Origin of the sequence: Streptomyces caelestis, assembly GCF_014205255.1 — a bacterium.
GTDB classification, from domain to species: Bacteria; Actinomycetota; Actinomycetes; order Streptomycetales; family Streptomycetaceae; genus Streptomyces; species Streptomyces caelestis.
Genome location: NZ_JACHNE010000001.1, coordinates 2,704,267 through 2,723,081, shown reverse-complemented (window position 1 = coordinate 2,723,081; position 18,815 = coordinate 2,704,267). Strand labels below are relative to the sequence as shown.

Annotated in this window: 16 protein-coding genes and 1 pseudogene; 7 read left to right on the top strand and 10 right to left on the bottom strand. The window is 68.7% G+C overall.

Going from position 1 to position 18,815, the window contains the following annotated elements; all coding sequences use genetic code 11:
• The first annotated feature begins 95 nt into the window (after window positions 1-95).
• The 4 genes from HDA41_RS12320 (at window position 96) to HDA41_RS12305 (ending at window position 3,983) form a co-directional block, all read left to right on the top strand.
• Window positions 96-653 carry a YciI family protein gene (locus HDA41_RS12320; RefSeq protein WP_184983392.1) on the top strand — a complete coding sequence of 186 codons (558 nt, stop codon included), beginning with the start codon at window positions 96-98 and terminating at the stop codon, window positions 651-653.
• Window positions 654-757: 104 nt separating this feature from the next.
• Window positions 758-1,399, top strand: a complete 642-nt coding sequence (locus HDA41_RS12315; protein ID WP_184983390.1) for a maleylpyruvate isomerase N-terminal domain-containing protein — start codon at window positions 758-760, stop codon at window positions 1,397-1,399.
• A gap of 185 nt (window positions 1,400-1,584) precedes the next feature.
• Window positions 1,585-2,565: an arabinan endo-1,5-alpha-L-arabinosidase gene (locus HDA41_RS12310; RefSeq protein ID WP_184983388.1), complete on the top strand. Its 981-nt coding sequence runs from the start codon at window positions 1,585-1,587 to the stop codon at window positions 2,563-2,565.
• Window positions 2,547-3,983 carry a family 43 glycosylhydrolase gene (locus tag HDA41_RS12305; RefSeq protein ID WP_184983387.1) on the top strand — a complete coding sequence of 479 codons (1,437 nt, stop codon included), beginning with the start codon at window positions 2,547-2,549 and terminating at the stop codon, window positions 3,981-3,983. Before HDA41_RS12310 ends, HDA41_RS12305 begins: the two co-directional genes overlap by 19 nt.
• Before the next feature lie 98 nt (window positions 3,984-4,081).
• On the opposite strand, the gene HDA41_RS12300 is transcribed toward HDA41_RS12305, so the two are convergent.
• From HDA41_RS12300 to HDA41_RS12265, 8 genes are all read right to left on the bottom strand, one after another.
• Entirely contained in the window at window positions 4,082-5,842 is a 1,761-nt protein-coding gene (locus tag HDA41_RS12300; protein ID WP_184983385.1) for a pyridoxal phosphate-dependent aminotransferase, read from the bottom strand.
• Window positions 5,843-6,015: 173 nt separating this feature from the next.
• On the bottom strand, window positions 6,016-7,164 hold the full coding sequence (locus HDA41_RS12295) for an aldose epimerase family protein (RefSeq protein ID WP_184983383.1): 1,149 nt from the start codon (window positions 7,162-7,164) through the stop codon (window positions 6,016-6,018).
• Window positions 7,165-7,237: 73 nt separating this feature from the next.
• Window positions 7,238-8,482 carry a multiple monosaccharide ABC transporter permease gene (mmsB, locus tag HDA41_RS12290; protein WP_184983381.1) on the bottom strand — a complete coding sequence of 415 codons (1,245 nt, stop codon included), beginning with the start codon at window positions 8,480-8,482 and terminating at the stop codon, window positions 7,238-7,240.
• Window positions 8,479-10,029: a multiple monosaccharide ABC transporter ATP-binding protein gene (gene mmsA / locus HDA41_RS12285; RefSeq protein WP_184983379.1), complete on the bottom strand. Its 1,551-nt coding sequence runs from the start codon at window positions 10,027-10,029 to the stop codon at window positions 8,479-8,481. The genes mmsB and mmsA overlap by 4 nt, the downstream gene beginning before the upstream one ends.
• A 35-nt stretch (window positions 10,030-10,064) precedes the next feature.
• Window positions 10,065-11,174 carry a multiple monosaccharide ABC transporter substrate-binding protein gene (gene chvE / locus HDA41_RS12280; protein WP_358979844.1) on the bottom strand — a complete coding sequence of 370 codons (1,110 nt, stop codon included), beginning with the start codon at window positions 11,172-11,174 and terminating at the stop codon, window positions 10,065-10,067.
• Between the two features lie 138 nt (window positions 11,175-11,312).
• A complete protein-coding gene (locus HDA41_RS12275) occupies window positions 11,313-12,281 on the bottom strand; it encodes a glycosyltransferase family protein (RefSeq protein WP_184983375.1) in 969 nt (322 codons plus the stop codon).
• A 129-nt stretch (window positions 12,282-12,410) separates the two neighbouring features.
• Complete coding sequence (locus HDA41_RS12270) at window positions 12,411-13,415, bottom strand: zinc-dependent alcohol dehydrogenase (RefSeq protein ID WP_184983373.1); 1,005 nt, start codon at window positions 13,413-13,415, stop codon at window positions 12,411-12,413.
• A 40-nt stretch (window positions 13,416-13,455) separates the two neighbouring features.
• Window positions 13,456-14,619 carry a mandelate racemase/muconate lactonizing enzyme family protein gene (locus tag HDA41_RS12265; RefSeq protein WP_184983371.1) on the bottom strand — a complete coding sequence of 388 codons (1,164 nt, stop codon included), beginning with the start codon at window positions 14,617-14,619 and terminating at the stop codon, window positions 13,456-13,458.
• Window positions 14,620-14,860: 241 nt separating this feature from the next.
• On the opposite strand from HDA41_RS12265, the gene HDA41_RS12260 reads away from it, so the two are divergent.
• Window positions 14,861-15,658 carry an SCO2400 family protein gene (locus HDA41_RS12260; protein ID WP_184983369.1) on the top strand — a complete coding sequence of 266 codons (798 nt, stop codon included), beginning with the start codon at window positions 14,861-14,863 and terminating at the stop codon, window positions 15,656-15,658.
• Window positions 15,659-15,683: 25 nt separating this feature from the next.
• Here the strand turns inward: HDA41_RS12260 and HDA41_RS12255 are convergent, their stop codons facing one another.
• Window positions 15,684-16,271 (bottom strand): O-methyltransferase, encoded by a 588-nt coding sequence (locus HDA41_RS12255; protein WP_184983367.1) that lies wholly within the window; start codon window positions 16,269-16,271, stop codon window positions 15,684-15,686.
• A 395-nt stretch (window positions 16,272-16,666) separates the two neighbouring features.
• A complete protein-coding gene (locus HDA41_RS12250) occupies window positions 16,667-17,113 on the bottom strand; it encodes a MarR family winged helix-turn-helix transcriptional regulator (protein ID WP_184983365.1) in 447 nt (148 codons plus the stop codon).
• A gap of 91 nt (window positions 17,114-17,204) precedes the next feature.
• Here HDA41_RS12250 and HDA41_RS12245 point away from each other — a divergent pair, with 91 nt between their 5' ends.
• The gene (locus HDA41_RS12245; protein WP_184983364.1) at window positions 17,205-18,227 is read left to right on the top strand and encodes an NADP-dependent oxidoreductase; all 1,023 of its coding nucleotides are present in this window, start codon (window positions 17,205-17,207) and stop codon (window positions 18,225-18,227) included.
• Window positions 18,228-18,321: 94 nt separating this feature from the next.
• A pseudogene (locus HDA41_RS12240) lies at window positions 18,322-18,779 on the top strand (organic hydroperoxide resistance protein).
• The last annotated feature ends 36 nt before the right edge of the window (window positions 18,780-18,815 follow it).

Genomic DNA, 18,815 nt, shown 5'->3' with positions numbered 1-18,815 from the left:
AATCGAACCGGCGCCGCTACCGGACCGACTTTACGCCGGCACCCGCTGCGAAAGCGGCTTGAGCCGCTGCCGGCCTTGGGGAAGGGTCTGCGTCCATGGAGTACTTCTGTTACCACCGCGATCGCCCCGGCTCGCTGCCACTGCGTCACGAACTACTGGAAAAACACTGGTCCTACATGGACCGGTACGCGACCGAGATGATCGCCCGTGGCCCGACCTTCGCCGATGACGGAGAAACCCTCACCGGCAGCGTCCACATCCTCGACCTGCCGGACCCCGCCACCGCCCGTGCCTTCGCCTTCGACGAGCCCAACTACCAGGCCGGCGCGTACCGGGACGTCCTGCTGCGCCGCTGGCGCAACCTCCTGGGCCGCACCATGTGGGACTTCCCCGGCGGCCCGACGACCGGCAACCGCCACCTCGTACTCGGACTCGGACTGGGCCCGGCCCCGGCGACGGCCGACCTGGACACGCCACCCGACTCGAACGACCTGATCGCCTACGGCCCCCTGCTGTCCGACGACGGCTCCGCCTGGCTGGGCACGGCGGCGCTGGTCCGGGCCCCGGACGCGGAGACGGCGCGCCGTGTCCTCACGCCGGGGCGGTATGCCGACATCGAGGTGCACGCCTGGGAGTTCGGCGGACGGCGGTGACGAGCGGGACCGGCTTACGGAGCGACAGTCCACATAGTGATCTTCCTGTTCAACATACGGACGCCCCTGTCCGCTGTGATCTTCGTGCGGGCAAGATGTCCGGCATGACTACGGAGATACGGCAGGCGTACCTACTGGCTGCCGAACGGGGTGTGCGGCTGCTGGCGACGGAAGAGGTGGCGCGCTGCTGGGAGGACGAGTCCGTGCTGCCGGGGATGTCGGTGGGCGGACTGGCCGGTCACCTTGCGCGCAGTGTTCTGCAGGTCGAGTGGTTCCTCGACGGTGAGGTGGCCGGCGCGGAACCGGTGTCCCCGGTGCGCTACTACGCCAGGCTCGTCGGCACGTCCGTGCCCGACTCCGCGCTCAACGTCGGCGTGCGGGCGCGGAGCGAGGAGACGGCCTCAGCCGGTCCCGCCATCGTGGCTGAGCAGGCGCAGGCTGCGTGGCGGCGACTGGCGCGGCGGCTGGACGAGGAGCCGGCCGATCGGCGGGTCGCCGTCCTCCACCGGCCAGGAGAGGAGATGCTGCTCGACGGCTACCTCCAGACCCGGTGTGTCGAACTGGCGGTCCATCTGGACGACTTGGCTTTGAGCGTGGGTGTTCGTTGCCAGGCCCCCGAAGCCGCACTCGCCATCGCGGTCGACGTGCTGGTCGCGGCAGCCCGCGACCGGCACGGCGATCAGGCCGTGCTGCATGCGCTGGCCAGACGAGAGCGCGATTCCGGCCAGGCATTGCGCGTGTTGTAGGCGCGGCAGCCGTCCCGGCCGGTGATGGGTCGGGCGGGCCGCATTCGGGTTGTTGCTGCGCGGACCGTTGACGCGCAAGTGGTTCGATTCTAGGTTCCGTTCGAACTTGCGTGCACTGTTCGGTATTTCGGTCATCTCGAAGACCTCGACCAGCACTGTCACCCCCACCGCAAGGAGGACTCCGCATGAGCCGCTCGACCCCCCGCAAACGCACCGCCCTGCTCGCCCTCCCCACCGCCGCCCTGCTCGCCCTGATCCCGAGTACGGCGTCGGCGTATCCGAACCCCGGCCGCGTCACCGGTGACGTCGTCACCCACGACCCGTCGATGATCCGCACCTCGTCCGGCCAGTACCTGCTCTACGCCACCGGCGGCGGCATCGCCAGCAAGGCGTCCAGCGACCGCACGGCCTTCCGGAACGGCGGTGACGCCTTCTCCAGCCGGCCGAGCTGGTGGCGGAACTACTCGTCCGTGCCGGAGGCCTGGGCGCCGGACATCTCGTACCACGGCGCCAAGTACCTGATGTACTACTCCGTCTCGAAGTTCGGCTCGAACACCTCCGCCATCGGGCTGGCCACCTCCAGCACCGGCCAGCCGGGCAGCTGGGCCGACCAGGGCACCGTCTACACGTCGAACTCCTCCAGCGACTTCAACGCCATCGACCCGAACCTCTTCGTGGACGACGACGGCAAGTGGTGGCTGTCGTTCGGCAGTTGGTGGACCGGGATCAAGATGATCCAGATCAACCCGTCCACCGGGAAGCAGCTCGCCGGCAACACCACGCGCTACTCGCTCGCCTCCCGGCCGACCGGGACCAAAGCCGTCGAGGCGCCCTTCATCGTGAAGCGGAACGGGTACTACTACCTCTTCGCCTCGTACGACACCTGCTGCAGCGGCACGAGCTCGACGTACAAGGTCAAGGTCGGGCGCGCCTCCAGCATCACCGGGCCGTACCGCGACAAGAACGGTGTCGACCTGATGAAGAACGGCGGCACTCCCGTGCTCGAGTCGCACGGCAACGTCATCGGCCCGGGCGGGCAGTCGATCACCAAGGACTCCGACGGAGACCTGATCGTCTACCACTACTACGACGGCAACGCCAACGGCACCCCCAAGCTCGGCGTCAACCTTCTGAACTGGAGCAGCGGATGGCCCGTCGCCTACTGACCCTGCTGGCGGCCCTGCTGCTCGCGATCGGCCTCGGCCAGCCCTCCGCGAGCGCCGCCTCCTTCTCCAACCCGGTCAAGTCCGTCAAGGGAGCCGACCCCTGGATCTCGTACCACGACGGCAACTACTACCTGGTGACGACGAGCTGGACCGACGTCATCACCATCCGCAAGTCCGCCACCCTCGCCGGGCTCTCCGCCGCGCCCAGCGTCCAGGTGTGGAAGGGCGACGCCGCCTCCCGGTGCTGCAACATCTGGGCGCCCGAGCTGCACTTCCTCAACGGCCGCTGGTACCTGTACTACGTCGCCGGGCAGAACGTGTCCGACTACAACCCCACCCAGCGCAGTCATGTGCTGGAGAGCGCGGGCTCGGACCCCATGGGGCCGTACACCTACAAGGGGCAGCTCAACAGCGCGTGGATGCTGGACCCGAGCGTGCTGAACGTCGGCGGCAAGCTGTACATGCTGGGCAGCGCCAACACGGGCGGGACCCAGAACGTCGTCATCGCGCCGATGTCGAACCCGTACACCGTCAGCGGCGCGTACTCGACGATCTCCACGCCGACGCACGCCTGGGAACGGCAGGGCGGCACCGTCAACGAGGGCGCCGAGGTGCTGCAACGCGGCGGCCGGACCTTCCTGATCTACTCGGCGAGCGGCTGCTGGACGCCCGACTACAAACTCGGGCAACTGGAACTCACCGGCTCCAACCCGCTGTCCGCGTCCTCCTGGACGAAGAAGTCCACGCCCGTCTTCCAGCGCAGTGACGCCAACGGCGTGTACGGACCCGGGCACAACGGCTTCTTCACCTCACCCGACGGCCGCGAGAACTGGATCGTCTACCACGCCAACGACTCCGCGTCCGACGGCTGCGACAACGGCCGTACGACCCGCGCCCAGAAGTTCACCTGGAACTCCGACGGCACGCCGAACTTCGGGACGCCGGTGCGGCTGGGTGCCTCCCTCGCCGGGCCCTCCGGCGAGCCGGCCTCCGCCTCGACGACCTACACCGTCACCAACCGCAACAGCGGCAAGTGCCTTGAGGTGGCGGGCGGTTCGACGGCCGACGGTGCCAACGTCCAGCAGTACACCTGCAACGGCGGCACCAACCAGCGCTGGCGCCTGCAGGACCTCGGCGACGACACCCACCGCATGGTGAACGTCGCCACCGGCAAGGTCCTCGACACCGCCGACTGCTCCTCCGCAGACGGCGCCGACCTGCGCCAGTGGTCCTGGCTGGACAACACCTGCCAGCGCTTCCAGTTCGTCGCCACGGACGGAGGCCACGTCCGCATCGTCAACAAGGCCACCGGCAAGGTGGCCGACGTGGCGAGCTGCGCGACAGCCGACAGCGCGGACGTGCGCCAGTGGTCCTGGCTCAACAACAACTGCCAGCAGTGGAGGCTGAACCCGGTTTAGTGCGGCCGAGCCTCTCGGGGGCGCGGAGCTGTGTTCGATGTGCGGCTCCACCGCGTGGGCGCGACCAGCCCACGCACCCCGCGCCCCCGTCTGCCGGACTACCCCGCTTGCCCCATCCCCGCCGCGTTGGGCCAGCTCTGCGCGGCGGGCCACCCCGTGGCCGGTGCCGGTGAAAGCCCGTTCGTCCCCCTGACCTGGGCGGCCGTGAGCCCGCCACGGGCGGGAACACCCGGCGGCGTGGGCCCCGTGGCCATAGGCGTCGGCATCGGTGAGGGCATCGGCGCCGGAGCAGGGGCCTGGGCTGCCGGGGCAAGCGGCTGCGCCGGCATGAACGGCTGTGCCGGAGCCAACGGTTGCGCCGGAGTGAGCGGCTGCGCCGGAGCGAGCGGCTGGGCCGGGGCCTGGGCCGCCGGAGCCAACGGCGGGGCCGGTGCCGGCATGGGCTGCGGGATCTGCTGGGGAACGGGCTGGGGGGCCGCCGGCATCGGCATCCCACCGCCCGGGCCCGCCGGCACGGCGGACGCGGCGGCGGGGAGCGGCATGCCGGTGCCGACGGCGGCGGGGGCCGGGGCGGGGGCGGGCGCGGCGGCAGGCCGCGGGCCACCGGCACCGGCACCGGCGGCTTGCGCCGCGAGCCCCCGCATCCCGGCTCCGTTCGTCTCGCTCACCAGGCGGTCCACCGCCGCCGTACCCGAGCTGTAGCTGGTCCCGTTGCCCAGCTCGGGTACGGCGGCTCCCCTCCTGGACGTCCCGTAGAGCACCTGTTCCAGGCCGGACACCAGGCGACGCACGTCCACCTGGGGGCGCACCACGAGACGCAGGAAGCGGCTGGACGAACCGATCTTGTTGCCGCACTCGCGGACCAGGATCCGGTGCTCGGTGAGCATCCGGTCCCGGACCACGGTGCCCTCGGCGCCCACGGGGAGGCGCACGAAGAGGAAGTTGCCCTGCGAGGGGTAGACCGTCAGCCCGGGCAGGGAGGAGAGCTGGCTGGCCATGTCGAGGCGGTCCCGGCGCACCTGCGTCAGGCTCTGCGCGTACTCGGAGCCGTGCTCCTTGAGCATGAACACCACGTGTTCCGCGAAGGAGTTGAGGTTCCACTTGGGGAGCATCGACCTCACCCGCCCCGCGAGCGCCGGGTTGGCGACCAGGTAGCCGAAGCGGATGCCGTGCAGGCCGAAGTTCTTGCCGAGGCTGCGCAGCACGATGACGTTGGGCCGCAGCATCGCCTCCTGGACGACGGACGGTTCGGCCTCGGCGTCCGCGAACTCCAGGAACGACTCGTCGATGACGACCAGGTCGAGGTCGGCCATCGCGTCCATGAACTGGACGATGGCGTGCTTGTGCAGGAAGCCGCCGTCGGGGTTGTTGGGGTTGCAGATGACGGCGACGCGCGTGCCCCGGGCGCGGATGAACTCGGCGTACTGCGCGAGGTCGAGGGCGAAGCCGCTGGACTCCTGGAGCGGGAACATGTCGACCCGCTTGCCGGTCTCCATGGGCTGGTCGGTCCAGCGGCCGAAGGTGGGGACGGGGACGGCGAGGGACTCGCGGACGAGCAGGTGGTCGATCCAGGTGATGAGCTCGGTGGAGCCGTTGCCCATCGCCACGCACTGCGGCGGCAGCTGGAGCAGGCTGCACAGCTCGGCCGTGATGGTGTCGGCGCTGCTCGGGTAGTACGTGATGATGTCGCGCAGTCTGGCCGACATGTCGTCGAACATGGCCGGGGTGGGGAAGTACGGGTTGCAGGGGATGCAGAAGTCCACCGGCCCCGCGCCGTCGCCGCCCTCACGTGTCAACGCCGCCATCGACGGGCTGTGCGCCGCGGTGCTGCGGAACAGCGACGTGACGTTGTCGGCCATGGAACCTCCGTATAAGGCGGGTCCGTTGGGGACGGCCGGACCCGACGTTTAAGGACGGCCCGCGCGGGGGAGCGCGGGCCGTCCTTACATACGGAGGCTGCGGTGGCGGTGTTCAACCACTGAGGCTTGCCTCAGAAAATTGTGCGCCACCTGTGAAGACGGTCAGCAGTCGGTCAGCAGCCGAACGTGTGGACCGTCGTCGTGCGGTACGTCTGCCCGGGTCGCAGCACGGTCGACGGGAACGACGGCTTGTTCGGCGAGTCCGGGAAGTGCTGCGTCTCCAGGCAGAGCGCGTCGCCCTGCCGGTAGGTGCGGCCGGACGGGCCGGTCAGCGTGCCGTCGAGGAAGTTGCCGGAGTAGAACTGCAGGCCCGGCTCGTTCGTGGCGATCTTCATCGTGCGGCCGGAGGCCGGGTCGCGCAGGGTGGCGATGTGCTCGGGCCGGGCGGTGATGCCCTTGTCGAGGACCCAGTTGTGGTCGAAGCCCTTGGCGGTCACCAGCTGCGGGTGGGAGACGCGGATGTCCCGGCCGATCGGCTTGGCCTTGCGGAAGTCGAAGGGGGTGCCCGCGACCTTGGCCAGCTCGCCCGTGGGGATCAGGCCCGAGTCGGTGGGCGTGTAGCGGGAGGCCGCGATCTGCAGCTCGTGGTCCTCGATCGTGCCGCTGCCCTCGCCGGCCAGGTTGAAGTAGACGTGGCTGGTGAGGTTGACGACGGTGGCCTTGTCCGTGGTGGCCTCGTAGTCGACGCGCCAGTCGCCGTGCTTGGTGAGGGTGTACGTCACCTTCGTCTTGAGCGTGCCCGGGTAGCCCATCTCGCCGTCGACGCTCGTGTAGTACAGGTGCAGGCCGACGTCGGAGCCCTTGGTGAACGGCTCGATGTCCCACACGCGCTTGTCGAAGCCCTTGGCGCCGCCGTGCAGGCTCTGCTCGCCGTCGTTGACGGAGAGCTGGTAGTTCTTGCCGTCGAGGGTGAACTTGCCCTGGCCGATGCGGTTGCCGTAGCGGCCGATCAGCGCGCCGAAGTACGGGCTCTCGGCGACGTAGTCCTCGATGTTGTCGAAGCCCGCGGAGACGTTGGCGTAGCGGCCGCGGCGGTCGGGGATCTCCAGGGACTGGACGATGCCGCCGTAGGAGAGCACCTTCAGGCGGGTGCCGCCGTTCTCCAGCGACCAGCTGTATATCTTGGTGCCGTCGGCGAGCTTGCCGAAGAGCGTCTTCACCGGCTTCCTTCCTCCCGTGGCGTGTGCCGTGCCGCCGAGCGTGGTGGCTCCTAAGCCCGCAGCCGCCGCTCCCGCGATGACCGTGCGTCTGTTCAGTTCCATGTGCGGCTCCGCTTCATTGAGAAACTGCGTGGGAAAGAACCGGGCCCCGCCTTCCGGCGGGGCCCGGTCCGACTTACGAACCGACCTTGCGCTTGTTCCACACGTCGAACCCGACTGCCGCCAGGAGCACCAGGCCCTTGATGACCTGCTGCCAGTCGGTGCCGATGCCGACGAGGTTCATGCCGTTGTTCAGCACGCCCAGGACCAGGCCACCGATGATCGCGCCGAGGACCGTGCCGACACCGCCGCTCATCGACGCGCCGCCGATGAACGAGGCCGCGATCGCCTCCAGCTCGAAGTTGAGGCCGGCCTTGGGAGAGGCCGCGTTGAAGCGGGCGGCGAAGACCAGACCCGCCAGGGCCGCGAGCATGCCCATGTTCAGGAAGACCAGGAAGGTGACCTTCTTGTCCTTCACACCCGACAGCTTGGCCGCCGGGAGGTTGCCGCCGATCGCGTAGATGTGGCGGCCGACGATCGCGTTGCGCATCACGTAGCCGAAGCCGACGAGCAGCACGCCCAGGATGAGCAGCACGATCGGGGCGCCCTTGTAGCTGGCCAGCAGCATGGTCAGCGTCAGCACGGCGGCGGAGATCGCGACCAGCTTCAGCAGGAACAGCTTGGCGGGCGGGACGTCCAGGTTGAACTCCTGCTGCCGCTTGCGGTCACGGACCTCCTGGAAGATCACCAGGGCGATCATCGCGAAGCCCAGCAGCAGCGTGAGGTTGTGGTAGTTGGTGTTCGGGCCGATCTCGGGCAGGAAGCCGTTGGCGGCCTTCTGGAGGCCCTCCGGGAACGGGCCGAGGGTCTGGCCCTCCAGGAAGATCTCGGTCAGACCGCGGAAGATCAGCATGCCCGCCAGGGTCACGATGAATGACGGTATGCCGCCGTACGCGATGAAGAACCCTTGGATGGCACCCGCGACCGCGCCCACGGCCAGGCAGAGCACCACGGCGAGCGGCCAGGGAATGTCCTGTTTGACCATGAACACGGCGGCCATCGAGCCGACGAACGCCGTCAGCGAGCCGACCGACAGGTCGATGTGGCCCGCGATGATGACCAGCATCATGCCGATCGCGAGGATCAGGATGTAGCTGTTCTGCAGGACCAGGTTGGAGACGTTGCGCGGCAGCAGCAGGTCGCCGTCGGTCCACACGGCGAACAGCACCACGATCAGGCCCAGCGCGATCAGCATGCCGTACTGCCGCATGTTGCGGCGCATGCCGTCCATCACCAGTTGCAGAAGTCCGTCGCCGGTGGCCGCCCCACCCTTGCCGGGCGGCGCGGGGGCCGGCGTCTTGGCGGTCACGTCCGTGCTCATCGGGTTACCTCTTTGTCCTTCGTCATCTGACGCATCAGCGATTCCTGTGAGGCCTCGGCCCGCGAGAACTCACCGGTCAGCCGCCCCGCGGCCATCGTGTAGATGCGGTCGCACATACCGAGCAGTTCGGGCAGCTCGGAGGAGATGAAGACGACCGCCTTGCCCTGGGCGGCCAGCTGGTCGATGACCGTGTAGATCTCGTACTTGGCACCGACGTCGATCCCGCGCGTCGGCTCGTCCAGGATCAGCACGTCCGGACCCGAGAAGATCCACTTGCTGAGGACGACCTTCTGCTGGTTGCCGCCGGACAGCTTCCCCACCGGCTCGAAGACGGTCGGCGCCTTGATGTTCATGGACTTGCGGAAGCCCTCGGCGACCTGCCGCTCCTCGTGCTCGTCGACCACACCGCGCTTGGCGACCTTGTTCAGGGCGGTCAGCGAGATGTTCCGGTTGATGGTGTCGATGAGGTTGAGGCCGTAGTGCTTGCGGTCCTCGGTGACGTACGCGATCCCGTGCTTGACCGCCTCGGGGACGGACTTCGTACGGATCTCCTTGCCGTCCTTGAGGACCGTGCCGCCCGCGTACCGGCCGTACGTCCGCCCGAAGACGCTCATGGCGAGTTCGGTGCGGCCGGCGCCCATCAGGCCCGCGATGCCGACGATCTCGCCGCGCCGCACCCTCAGGGACACGTCGTCGACGACCTTGCGCTGCTGGTCGATCGGGTGGAACACGGTCCAGCCCCGGATCTCCAGGGCGGGCGCGACGCCCTCCTCGGGCTCGTGCGGCGACCGCTCCGGGAAGCGGTTCTCCAGGTCGCGGCCGACCATGCCGCTGATGATCCGGTCCTCGGTGGTCTCCGGGGCCTTCACATCGAGGGTCTCGATGGTCTGGCCGTCGCGGAGGATCGTCACCGAGTCGGCGACCTTGCGGATCTCGTTGAGCTTGTGGGAGATGATGATCGAGGTGATGCCCTGCTTCTTCAACTCCAGGATGAGATCCAGGAGTTTGTCGCTGTCCTCGTCGTTCAGGGCCGCGGTCGGCTCATCCAGGATGAGCAGCTTCACCTTCTTCGACAGGGCCTTCGCGATCTCCACGAGCTGCTGCTTGCCCACGCCGATGTCGGCGACGCGGGTGTCGGGGTGGTCGCTGAGCCCGACCCGCCGCAGCAGCTCGGAGGCGTGCCGCAGCGTCTCCCTCCAGTCGATGAACCCGCCCTTGGCGTGCTCGTTGCCGAGGAAGATGTTCTCCGCGAGGGAGAGGTACGGCGACAGCGCCAGTTCCTGGTGGATGATGACGATGCCGCGCTGCTCGCTCGCCCGGATGTCCTTGAACTCGCAGACCTCGCCCTCGAAGAGGATGTCCCCCTCGTAGGTGCCGTGCGGGTGGACGCCGGAGAGGACCTTCATCAGGGTCGACTTACCGGCGCCGTTCTCCCCGCAGATGGCGTGGACCTCGCCCTGCTGGACGGTCAGCGTGACGTCCGACAGCGCTTTGACGCCGGGAAAGGTCTTGACGATCGAGCGCATTTCCAGGACGGGTCCCGCCATGGTCGTGCCTTCCAATCAGAGTGTGCCGGCGGTTTTTAGAGGTCGCTTGCCTTGATGTAGCCGGAGTCCACGACTTCCTTCTGGTAGTTGGTCTTGTCGACGGCGACCGGCTCCAGCAGGTAGGCCGGGACGACCTTGGACCCGTTGTCGTAGGTCTTGGTGTCGTTGACCTCGGGCTTCTTGTCGTTCAGCAGCGCGTCGACCATGTTCGAGGCGACCTTGGCGAGCTGACGGGTGTCCTTGTAGACGGTCATCGACTGCTGGTTGGCGATGATCGACTTCACCGAGGCGAGCTCGGCGTCCTGGCCGGTGACGATCGGCAGCGGCTTGCTCTTGGAGCCGTAGTCGTCCGACTTCAGCGCCGAGAGGATGCCGATGGAGATGCCGTCGTAGGGGGAGAGGACCGCGTCGACCCGCTCGCGCTTGTAGGCCGAGGTCAGGATGTCGTCCATGCGCTTCTGGGCGGTGCCGCCGTCCCAGCGCAGGGTGGTGACCTGGTTGAGCTTGGTCTGGCCGGAGCGGACGACGAGCTGCTTCTTGTTGATGTAGGGCTGCAGGACGTTCATCGCGCCCTGGAAGAAGTAGCGGGTGTTGTTGTCGTCGTTGGAGCCGGCGAACAGCTCGATGTTGAAGGGGCCCTTCTTGGAGCCGTCCTTCAGGCCGAGCTTCTCGACGATGTAGGTGCCCTGGAGCTCGCCGACCTTCTCGTTGTCGAACGACGCGTAGTAGTCGACGTTCGGCGAGCCGAGGATCAGGCGGTCGTAGGAGATGACCGGGATGTTGGCGTCCTTGGCCTGCTGGAGCACGTTGTTCATCGACTTGTTGTCGATGGCCGCGACGATCAGCGCCTTGACGCCCTGGGTGATCAGGTTCTCGATCTGCGAGACCTGCTGGTCCGGGTCGTCCTCGCCGTAGACCAGCTGGGTCTTGTAGCCCTTGGACTCCAGGTCCTTCTTGACGTTGTTGCCGTCGGCGATCCAGCGCTCGGAGGACTTCGTCGGCATCGCGATGCCGATGGTGCCGCCCTTGGCGCTGTCCCCGTTGTCCTCGCTGCCACCCTCGCTGTTCTGCCCGCAGGCGGTCAGGGTCAGGGCGAGGGAAGCGGCTCCGGCGATGGCGGCGAGGGCGGCTCTGCGGTTACGCATGATCATCATCCTTGATGTGTGCAGGGCTCGGTCTGGCGCGCGAAGTCGCTCCGGGGGGTCGGGCCGGAAAGACCGAGAACAGATGTGTCGGATTGTGGTCGCCTGTGTCTTCTTTTGTGAAGGCGAGTAGCCGGAACGTTATGACGAGATTTCGAACCGTTGCAGATCGCCCGGCATCCGCGACCCGAGCGGCGCCATGTCGCCGTCGGCCCCGTGGCGCGCCAGAAGATCCAGGGCGAGCCGCCCGCGCCGCACGCGCTCCTTGGCCGTGGCCAGGGTCAGCTCCCGCATGTGGTGCCCGTAGGGGTAGATCCCGGGCGCCTTCGACAGGCCGAACTTCAGGTAGAGCGGTGCGCCGCGCCGGATGAGCTCGGCGACCTCGTACATCCGGACGTAGCCGCCGAGGTCGTCGGGAGCCTCGATGTACATGTCCATCGGAGCGCCCGAAACCCTGCGGATCTCGGTGAGATGATCGAGCGTCAGGTCGCTCGGCACGTTGACGGAGTCGGCGCCGAGCCGCTCGTACACCGCGTACGCCGCCGGGTTGACCGGCCCGATGAGCGCGCTCACCTTGAGGGTCGTGTCGGCCGGGATGATGCCGGCGGCTCTCGCCCGGTGCAGCGTCCACAGCACGCCCTCGTCGGCGACGAGCAGGCACTTGACGCCCAACTCCGTTGCCCGGATGGCGTCTTCGATGCATCCGGCGACGGCGTCGTGGCCGCGGGCGCGCAGTCCGGCCCCCCGCGAGTCGGTGCGCGTCGAGCCGCCGATGTCCCACGTGCCGCGCGGGCCGGTGAACAGGCAGAGCTCGATGTCGCGCTCGCCGGTCGCCTCGACCATCTCGGTGATCTCGGCGTCGGTCAGCATCCACACGCCGCTGCCCTGGCTGATCCGGTGGATCGGCACGTCCAGCCGCGAGGCCTCCTTCAGGGCCACCGCCAGCGCCTCGGGACCCTCGCACGAGGGGATCTCGGTGCGCCAGCGGCCGCCGCCGGGGAAGGAGTGCGGCGAGGCGTCGGCGGGGTCGAGGGCGGGCACGTTCAGGCCCAGTGCGGTGAGCACCTGCTCACCGGGCCTGCGGGCTGCCGTGGCGGAAGCGTCGGTCACAGGAATGTCCTTCGGTTCGATATTTCGGACGAGGTTCGCGGCTCTGGGTACGGCGCGGCTCTGGGCAGGGCAAGGCTGGGTGTACGCCGGTACGGGGAGCCGTCAGGTCGCCCCCGTACCGGCGTACGTCTAGGGGCGGAGCAATACCTTGCCCACCTTCGGATCACCGGCTCCCACCAGCTCGATGGCCTGCGGGAACTCGGCGAGCGGCAGCTCGTGCGTCACCAGCGGCAGCGGGTCGAGCAGACCGGCGGCGAACACCCGCACCGTGTGCGCCCAGGCGTCCGGCGGAGCACCGAAGACGGTGTGCACCTCCAGCTGCCGTACGACGAGATCGGTCGGGTCGAGACCGTCGGCCCCCGGCGCCGGGATGCCGGTCAGGATCAGCCGGCCGCCGCGCCGGAGCAGGGCGGCGGAGATCCGGGCGGCGTCCGCGGACCCGGCCGTCTCGATCACCACGTCGAAGTCGTCCGGGAGCTCCTGGTCCTTCGTCCGGAAGTCCGTCGCGCCGTACTGCCGCGACAGCGCCTCACGGTCCCTGCGGGTGCCGACGACCAGCAGCTCCGCCGGCGAGTTCGCCTTGAGGAACTGCACGGCGAACATGCCGAGCGTGCCGGTGCCGACCACGGCGACGCGCTCGCCGGGCTGCGCGTTCGCCTTCAGCGCGGCCGCCGCGATACACGCGGCGGGCTCCAGGAGGGCCGCGGCCGTGAGGTCGCAGTCGTCCGGGAGGGCGTGCAGGAGGCGGGCGGGGAGCGTCAGCGTGGCCGCCATCGCGCCCGGCTGGGTGAACCCGGTCTCCTCGTAACCGGCCGTGCACAGGGTCGTGTCGCCCGCGTGGCAGCGGTCGCAGACCTGGCAGTTGCGGAAGCCCTCACCGACGACCTTGCGGCCCACGAGGGACCCGGGGACACCGGCGCCCACGGCCTCGACGGTCCCGGACCACTCGTGGCCCGGGGTGAGCGGGTAGCGGACGTAGCCCTCGGGGCGGTTGCCCTGATAGACCTCGCGGTCGCTGCCGCAGATGCCGGAGGCGTGGACGCGCACCAGTGCCTCGCCGGCCCCGGGCTGCCGGGGCTCGTGCGGGACGAGGCGGTGCTCGCCCGGGGCGTCGATCACTACGGCGGTGCTCACGTCGCTCCTGAGGTTTTCGAAGCTTTCGGTGGCCGGACGGTCACTGGGCACCCTTGGGCTTGCGCTGCTCCCAGCCGTCCGCCCACAGGTCGAAGCGGGCCTGCTGCTGCGGGAACTCGGCGGCGGCGTCGACGTCCAGCTCCACACCGAGACCCGGGGCGTCGGAGAGGTGGAAGCAGCCGTCCTCCGGGTTCACCTGCGGGGCGCCCTTGACGACCTTCTTGATCTCCGCGTCGGCGAAGTCGTTGAAGTGCTCAAGGATCTTGAAGTTCGGGGAGGTGAAGCCGACCTGGAGGGACGCGGCGGTCAGGACCGAGCCGCCGACGTTGTGCGGAGCCACCAGCATGTAGTGGGTCTCGGCTGTCGCAGCGAGCTTCCGGGTCTCCCAGATTCCACCGATATGGCCGACGTCCGGCTGGATGATGTCCACGGCCTGGCTCTCGAAGAGCTCGCGGAACTCGATCCGGTCGTGGATGCGCTCACCGGTGGCGACCGGCATGTCCACCTTGGCGGCGACCTTCTCCAGGGCCTTGAGGTTCTCCGGCGGGACCGGCTCCTCCAGCCACGCCGGCTTGAACGGCGCGAGCTCCTTGGCCAGGCGCACGGCCGTGGCGGGGGAGAAGCGGCCGTGCATCTCCAGCATCAGCTCGGCCTCGGGGCCGATGGCGTCCCGGACCGCCTCGATCAGGGAGACGGCGTACAGGGTGTCCTTGTGGTCCAGCTCGAAGTGGCCGGTGCCGAAGGGGTCGATCTTGAGCGCCCGGTAGCCGCGCTCCATGACCCCCTGAGCGGCCTTGTGGTACGCCTCCGGGGTGCGCTCGGTGGTGTACCAGCCGTTGGCGTACGCCTTGACCTTGTCGGTGACCTTGCCGCCCAGCAGCTGCCAGACGGGGACGCCGAGGGCCTTGCCCTTGATGTCCCAGCAGGCCATCTCGATCACGGCGATGCCGGACATCACGATCTCGCCCGCGCGGCCGTAGTCGCCGTACTTCATCCGCTTGACGAGGTCCTCGACAGCGAAGGGGTCGGAGCCGAGAATGTGGTTGGCCTGGGCTTCCTTCAGGTAACCGAGAAGGGCGTCGGTGTGTCCCAGCATCCGGGTCTCGCCGACTCCGGTGATGCCCTCGTCGGTGTGCACCTGGACGTACGTCAGGTTGCGCCACGGCGTCCCGACCACGTGTGTGCTGATTCCGGTGATGCGCACGGCGGTTGTCCCTCACAGCTTCGTCGGCTCGGTTCTGTCAGTCATCCACTTCGACGTGTTCGAGATTTCGGCACACGTTCGAAATGCTGGCGTGACAGTAAGGATGCGGCGGTGCGAGTGTCAATGGGTCGCGCGCATAACGGTTTCGACAGTTTCGAACCATGGGGGCGGCGTGTCCCTACAGAACATTCACAGCTGGATCTAGGAACGTGACCGGCGCGGAACTTAATCTTCCCGCGTCATGGACTACTGCGACCCGTGCCGACGGCACCTCAACGGCGCGCTCGCCTGCCCCGGGTGTGGCACCTCAGCCGATGCGCTGCGCTGGCGTGAGCCGGATCACGGCGGGTACGACGCTGTTCCCGAGGGCGGGGAGGGTGTTTACCACGGCTCGGACGGGTCGGATGGCTCCGGTGGGGCGGAAGGGCCCGACGGGTCGGACCGGTCCGCCGATGAGAGCGACGCCGCCGGTGAGCCGCTGGGCCGGGGTGCTCGACGGCGCCGGCGCGGGCCGGTCGCCGACGGTCCGGGTGGCGGGGCGAGCCGGCGGGACCGGAAGGCCGCGGCGCATCGTCGTCGGCGCCGTCGGACCCTGTTCGTCGCGGCGGGGTTCGTGCTGGCGGCGGGCGGGCTGAGCCTCGCGGAGCTCGGTATGGACGCGCCCAGGTCGACGCCGAAGCCGGCGGCGGCGGGGGGTGAGTCGGCGGACGGCGACGCGTCGGTGGAGGCGGGCGAGACGGGCGGCCTGGGCGAGGGCACCGGGGCTGAGGAGGCGTCGGCATCCCCTTCGCCCGGGGCGTCTGACTCGGCGTCGCCTTCCACGTCCCCGAAGGCCGGCAAGTCCAAGGACGCGAAGAACGCCGAGACGCCGAAGGGCTCCCACCCGGCCTCGGCGGACACGCCCCCCGCCCGCCCGACATCGACCCCCACGCCCGCCCGGCCGGCCCCGACACCGACCCCGGACCCGACGACCGCACCCCCGGAACCGGAACCGTCCCCCTCGCAGACCTGCAACCGCTTCCTGTGGTGGTGCACCTAGGAAGCTGTCCGCGCGTCGGGAGGCGTCACGGAATGTCTTTCAGGACCACCATTTCGCCCTTGCCGATCGGGAAGACGCAGCTGAGGTAGCCGTCCGAGGCCTCGACCAACTGCTTGAAGGTCTCCAGCTGGTGGGCGTGGGAGACGGCGTTGTCGACCACCATCGGGCGGCCGTTGGCGAGAACCCGCTGGAGGGAGGGCCACCAGTCGGCGTACTGTCCGCGATCGCTGTCCAGGAAGACGAAGTCGTACTCGCCGGCTCCGCGCGACTCGATGAACGGGCCGGCGTCGCCCGCGATCTGCCGGATGCGGGGCTGGAGTCCGGCGCGCTGGAAGTTCCGCTCGGCCATCGCGACCTTGCCGGGCGCCTGCTCGACGGTCGTCACCGAGCCGCCCTCGCCCACGGCCTCGGCCAGCCACAACGTCGAGTAGCCGTTGGAAGTCCCGACCTCCAGCACGTTCTTGCAGTTGCCTGTCTTGATGAGCATCGTCAGGAACATGCCGGTGTCGTGCGTGATGTTCAGCATCTTCCGGCTTCGGTCGTCCGTTGCCGCGTCGTTCGACTCGCCGAACTCCTCCAGCTCGCGCAGCAGTTCGATCAGGTCCGCTCTCATGTCGCGTCCTCTCCTCGCTTCGGGGCGCCTCACCGGGTAGTCAGGCTCCGCACGGCGACGTACACCCCGAAGAGCGGCAAAGCGACACAGAGTACGGTTCGAAACCGCTCCTCGGAGACGCGCTTGCGGATCCGGTTTCCGATCGACATCCCGAGGAACGCCGGGGCCAAGGATATGGCTGACATCACGGCGAGGTGGACGCTGAGCAGGTCCTGCGTCTGCAGCGTCCACGCCAGACCGACGGTGGACAGGGTTCTGGTAGGCGTCGGCGTGGGCCGACAGGTCGACATTGCTGTAATCCTGGCCGCCCTTATCGCCAGAGCTGAGAAGTGGTCACACGGCAGGAATCCATCCTTCAGGAAACTGCCGGGCCGGCCTTCTGCGGCGGCGCGACCTCACTCCAGCATCCCCCGCAGCGCATCCCGCAGCGCCACCCTCTCCCCCTCGGAAAGCCCGGCCAGCGGCTCGCGAGCGAACCGCAACGACTCCCGCAGACTCCGGGCCACCCGCCGTCCCTCATCCGTCGCCGCAGCCACCTTCACCCGGCGGTCCGCAGGATCCGGCCGCCGCTCCACCAGCCCCCGCGCCTCCAGTCGATCCACGATCCCCGTGACATTGGACGGCTCGCACTTCAACCGCTGGGCAAGCCTCCGCATCGGCAGTGGCTCAAGGCACAGCAGGCTCAGCAACCGAGCCTGCGCCCCGGTCAGCGCATGCTCCGCCGCCGCCTCCTCGTAGTCCTGATGGAACCGCGCCACGACCTCCCCGATGAGCTCGACGACCTCAAGGGTCAGCGGATCGGGGCGGTGGCTGTTCCGGGGGGCGGATGTGGTGGAGGCCATGGAATCGAGGGTACCCGGTTATTTGACAACCTGAAATTTTCAGGAGCATGGTTGTTTCAGTTACTGAAACATTCTCGTGGAAAGGCGCACCATGACCGACACCCCCGTCCTCCCCACCGTCAACCGCGAGTGGCACCTGGTCAGCCGCCCCGTCGGCTGGCCGAAGCCCGAGGACTTCGCCTTCGTGGAGGCGGAGGTTCCGCAGCCGGGTGAGGGACAGGTCCTCGTGCGGAACAAGTACCTCTCCGTGGACCCGTACATGCGTGGCCGGATGAGCGACGCGAAGTCCTACATCGCCCCGTTCGAGCTCGGCAAGGCCATGCAGGGCGGTGCCGTCGGCGAGGTCGTGGCCTCCAACGCCGAGGGGCTGGCCGTGGGCGACCACGTGCTGCACTTCCTCGGATGGCGCGAGTACGCCGTCGTGGCCGCGAAGACCGCCGTCAAGGTGGACCCGGACGCCGCGCCGCTGTCGACGTACCTCGGTGTGCTGGGCATGACCGGCCTGACCGCCTACGCGGGGCTGCTGCGCACCGCCGCCTTCAAGGAGGGCGACACCGTCTTCGTTTCCGGTGCCGCCGGTGCCGTGGGCGGCCAGGTCGGGCAGATCGCCCGGCTGAAGGGTGCCTCGCGGGTCATCGGGTCCGCCGGGTCGGCGGAGAAGGTGAAGCTGCTCGTCGACGAGTACGGCTTCGACGCCGCCTTCAACTACAAGGACGGTCCCGTGAGCAAGCAGCTGCGCGCTGCCGCTCCTGACGGCGTCGACGTGTACTTCGACAATGTCGGCGGTGATCACCTGGAGGCCGCCATCGGGTCCCTCAACGAGGGCGGGCGGATCGCCGTCTGCGGGATGATCTCCGTCTACAACAACACCGAGCCCGCCCCGGGTCCGAGGAACCTCGCCCGCCTGATCCAGACCCGCGGCCGTATCGAGGGCTTCCTGGTCGGGGACCACTACGACCTTCAGCCGGAGTTCGTCCGGGAGGTCGCCCCCTGGGTCGCCTCCGGTGAGCTGAAGTACCGGGAGACCGTCGTCGAGGGCATCGAGAACAACCTGGAGGCGTTCCTGGGTGTGCTGCGCGGCGACAACACCGGGAAGATGATCGTCAAGCTCTGACCTCTTCTGCTGATTTCCGGCATGCGGTAAGTTTTTTCCGAATCCGCTCGGCCCGGGCGCGAGCCGCGGCGGACGACAGAAGGAACACCACCGCATGCCCATCCAGCGGTCCGACGTCCTGTGCACCGCCGTCGCCACCGCCGAGGGCGGGCGCGACGGTCGGGTCGCCACCGACGACGGCAAGCTCGACGTCGTCGTCAACCCGCCGAAGGAGCTGGGCGGCAGTGGCGCCGGGACCAACCCGGAGCAGCTGTTCGCCGCCGGCTACAGCGCCTGCTTCCAGGGCGCTCTCGGCGTCGTCGCCCGCCAGGAGAGGGCCGACCTCACCGGGTCGACCTTCCCCAAGCTCTCAACTTCGTTCGAGCAGGGGAGACCCCTATCGCGAAGGTCGGCCTCGGGAAGAACGGGGACGGGCTCGGGATCATCGTGGAGATCTCCGCCGGCATTCCCACGGTGGACCGGGGCACCGCGCGGTCGCTCGTCGAGAGGGCCCATGACGTGTGTCCCTACGCGAAGGCGACCCGCGGGAACATCACCGTGACGCTGGCCTGACCGCCGTCGTTGCGTACGCGGAGGCCGCACCCTTGG

Bases quoted from the DNA above. Each gene is read 5' to 3' on its own strand.
- HDA41_RS12320 (WP_184983392.1), top strand. From the start codon at position 96: ATGGAGTACTTCTGTTACCACCGCGATCGCCCCGGCTCGCTGCCACTG.
- HDA41_RS12315 (WP_184983390.1), top strand. From the start codon at position 758: ATGACTACGGAGATACGGCAGGCGTACCTACTGGCTGCCGAACGGGGT.
- HDA41_RS12310 (WP_184983388.1), top strand. From the start codon at position 1,585: ATGAGCCGCTCGACCCCCCGCAAACGCACCGCCCTGCTCGCCCTCCCC.
- HDA41_RS12305 (WP_184983387.1), top strand. From the start codon at position 2,547: ATGGCCCGTCGCCTACTGACCCTGCTGGCGGCCCTGCTGCTCGCGATC.
- HDA41_RS12300 (WP_184983385.1), bottom strand. From the start codon at position 5,842: ATGGCCGACAACGTCACGTCGCTGTTCCGCAGCACCGCGGCGCACAGC.
- HDA41_RS12295 (WP_184983383.1), bottom strand. From the start codon at position 7,164: ATGGAACTGAACAGACGCACGGTCATCGCGGGAGCGGCGGCTGCGGGC.
- mmsB (WP_184983381.1), bottom strand. From the start codon at position 8,482: ATGAGCACGGACGTGACCGCCAAGACGCCGGCCCCCGCGCCGCCCGGC.
- mmsA (WP_184983379.1), bottom strand. From the start codon at position 10,029: ATGGCGGGACCCGTCCTGGAAATGCGCTCGATCGTCAAGACCTTTCCC.
- chvE (WP_358979844.1), bottom strand. From the start codon at position 11,174: ATGCGTAACCGCAGAGCCGCCCTCGCCGCCATCGCCGGAGCCGCTTCC.
- HDA41_RS12260 (WP_184983369.1), top strand. From the start codon at position 14,861: ATGGACTACTGCGACCCGTGCCGACGGCACCTCAACGGCGCGCTCGCC.
- HDA41_RS12255 (WP_184983367.1), bottom strand. From the start codon at position 16,271: ATGAGAGCGGACCTGATCGAACTGCTGCGCGAGCTGGAGGAGTTCGGC.
- HDA41_RS12250 (WP_184983365.1), bottom strand. From the start codon at position 17,113: ATGGCCTCCACCACATCCGCCCCCCGGAACAGCCACCGCCCCGATCCG.
- HDA41_RS12245 (WP_184983364.1), top strand. From the start codon at position 17,205: ATGACCGACACCCCCGTCCTCCCCACCGTCAACCGCGAGTGGCACCTG.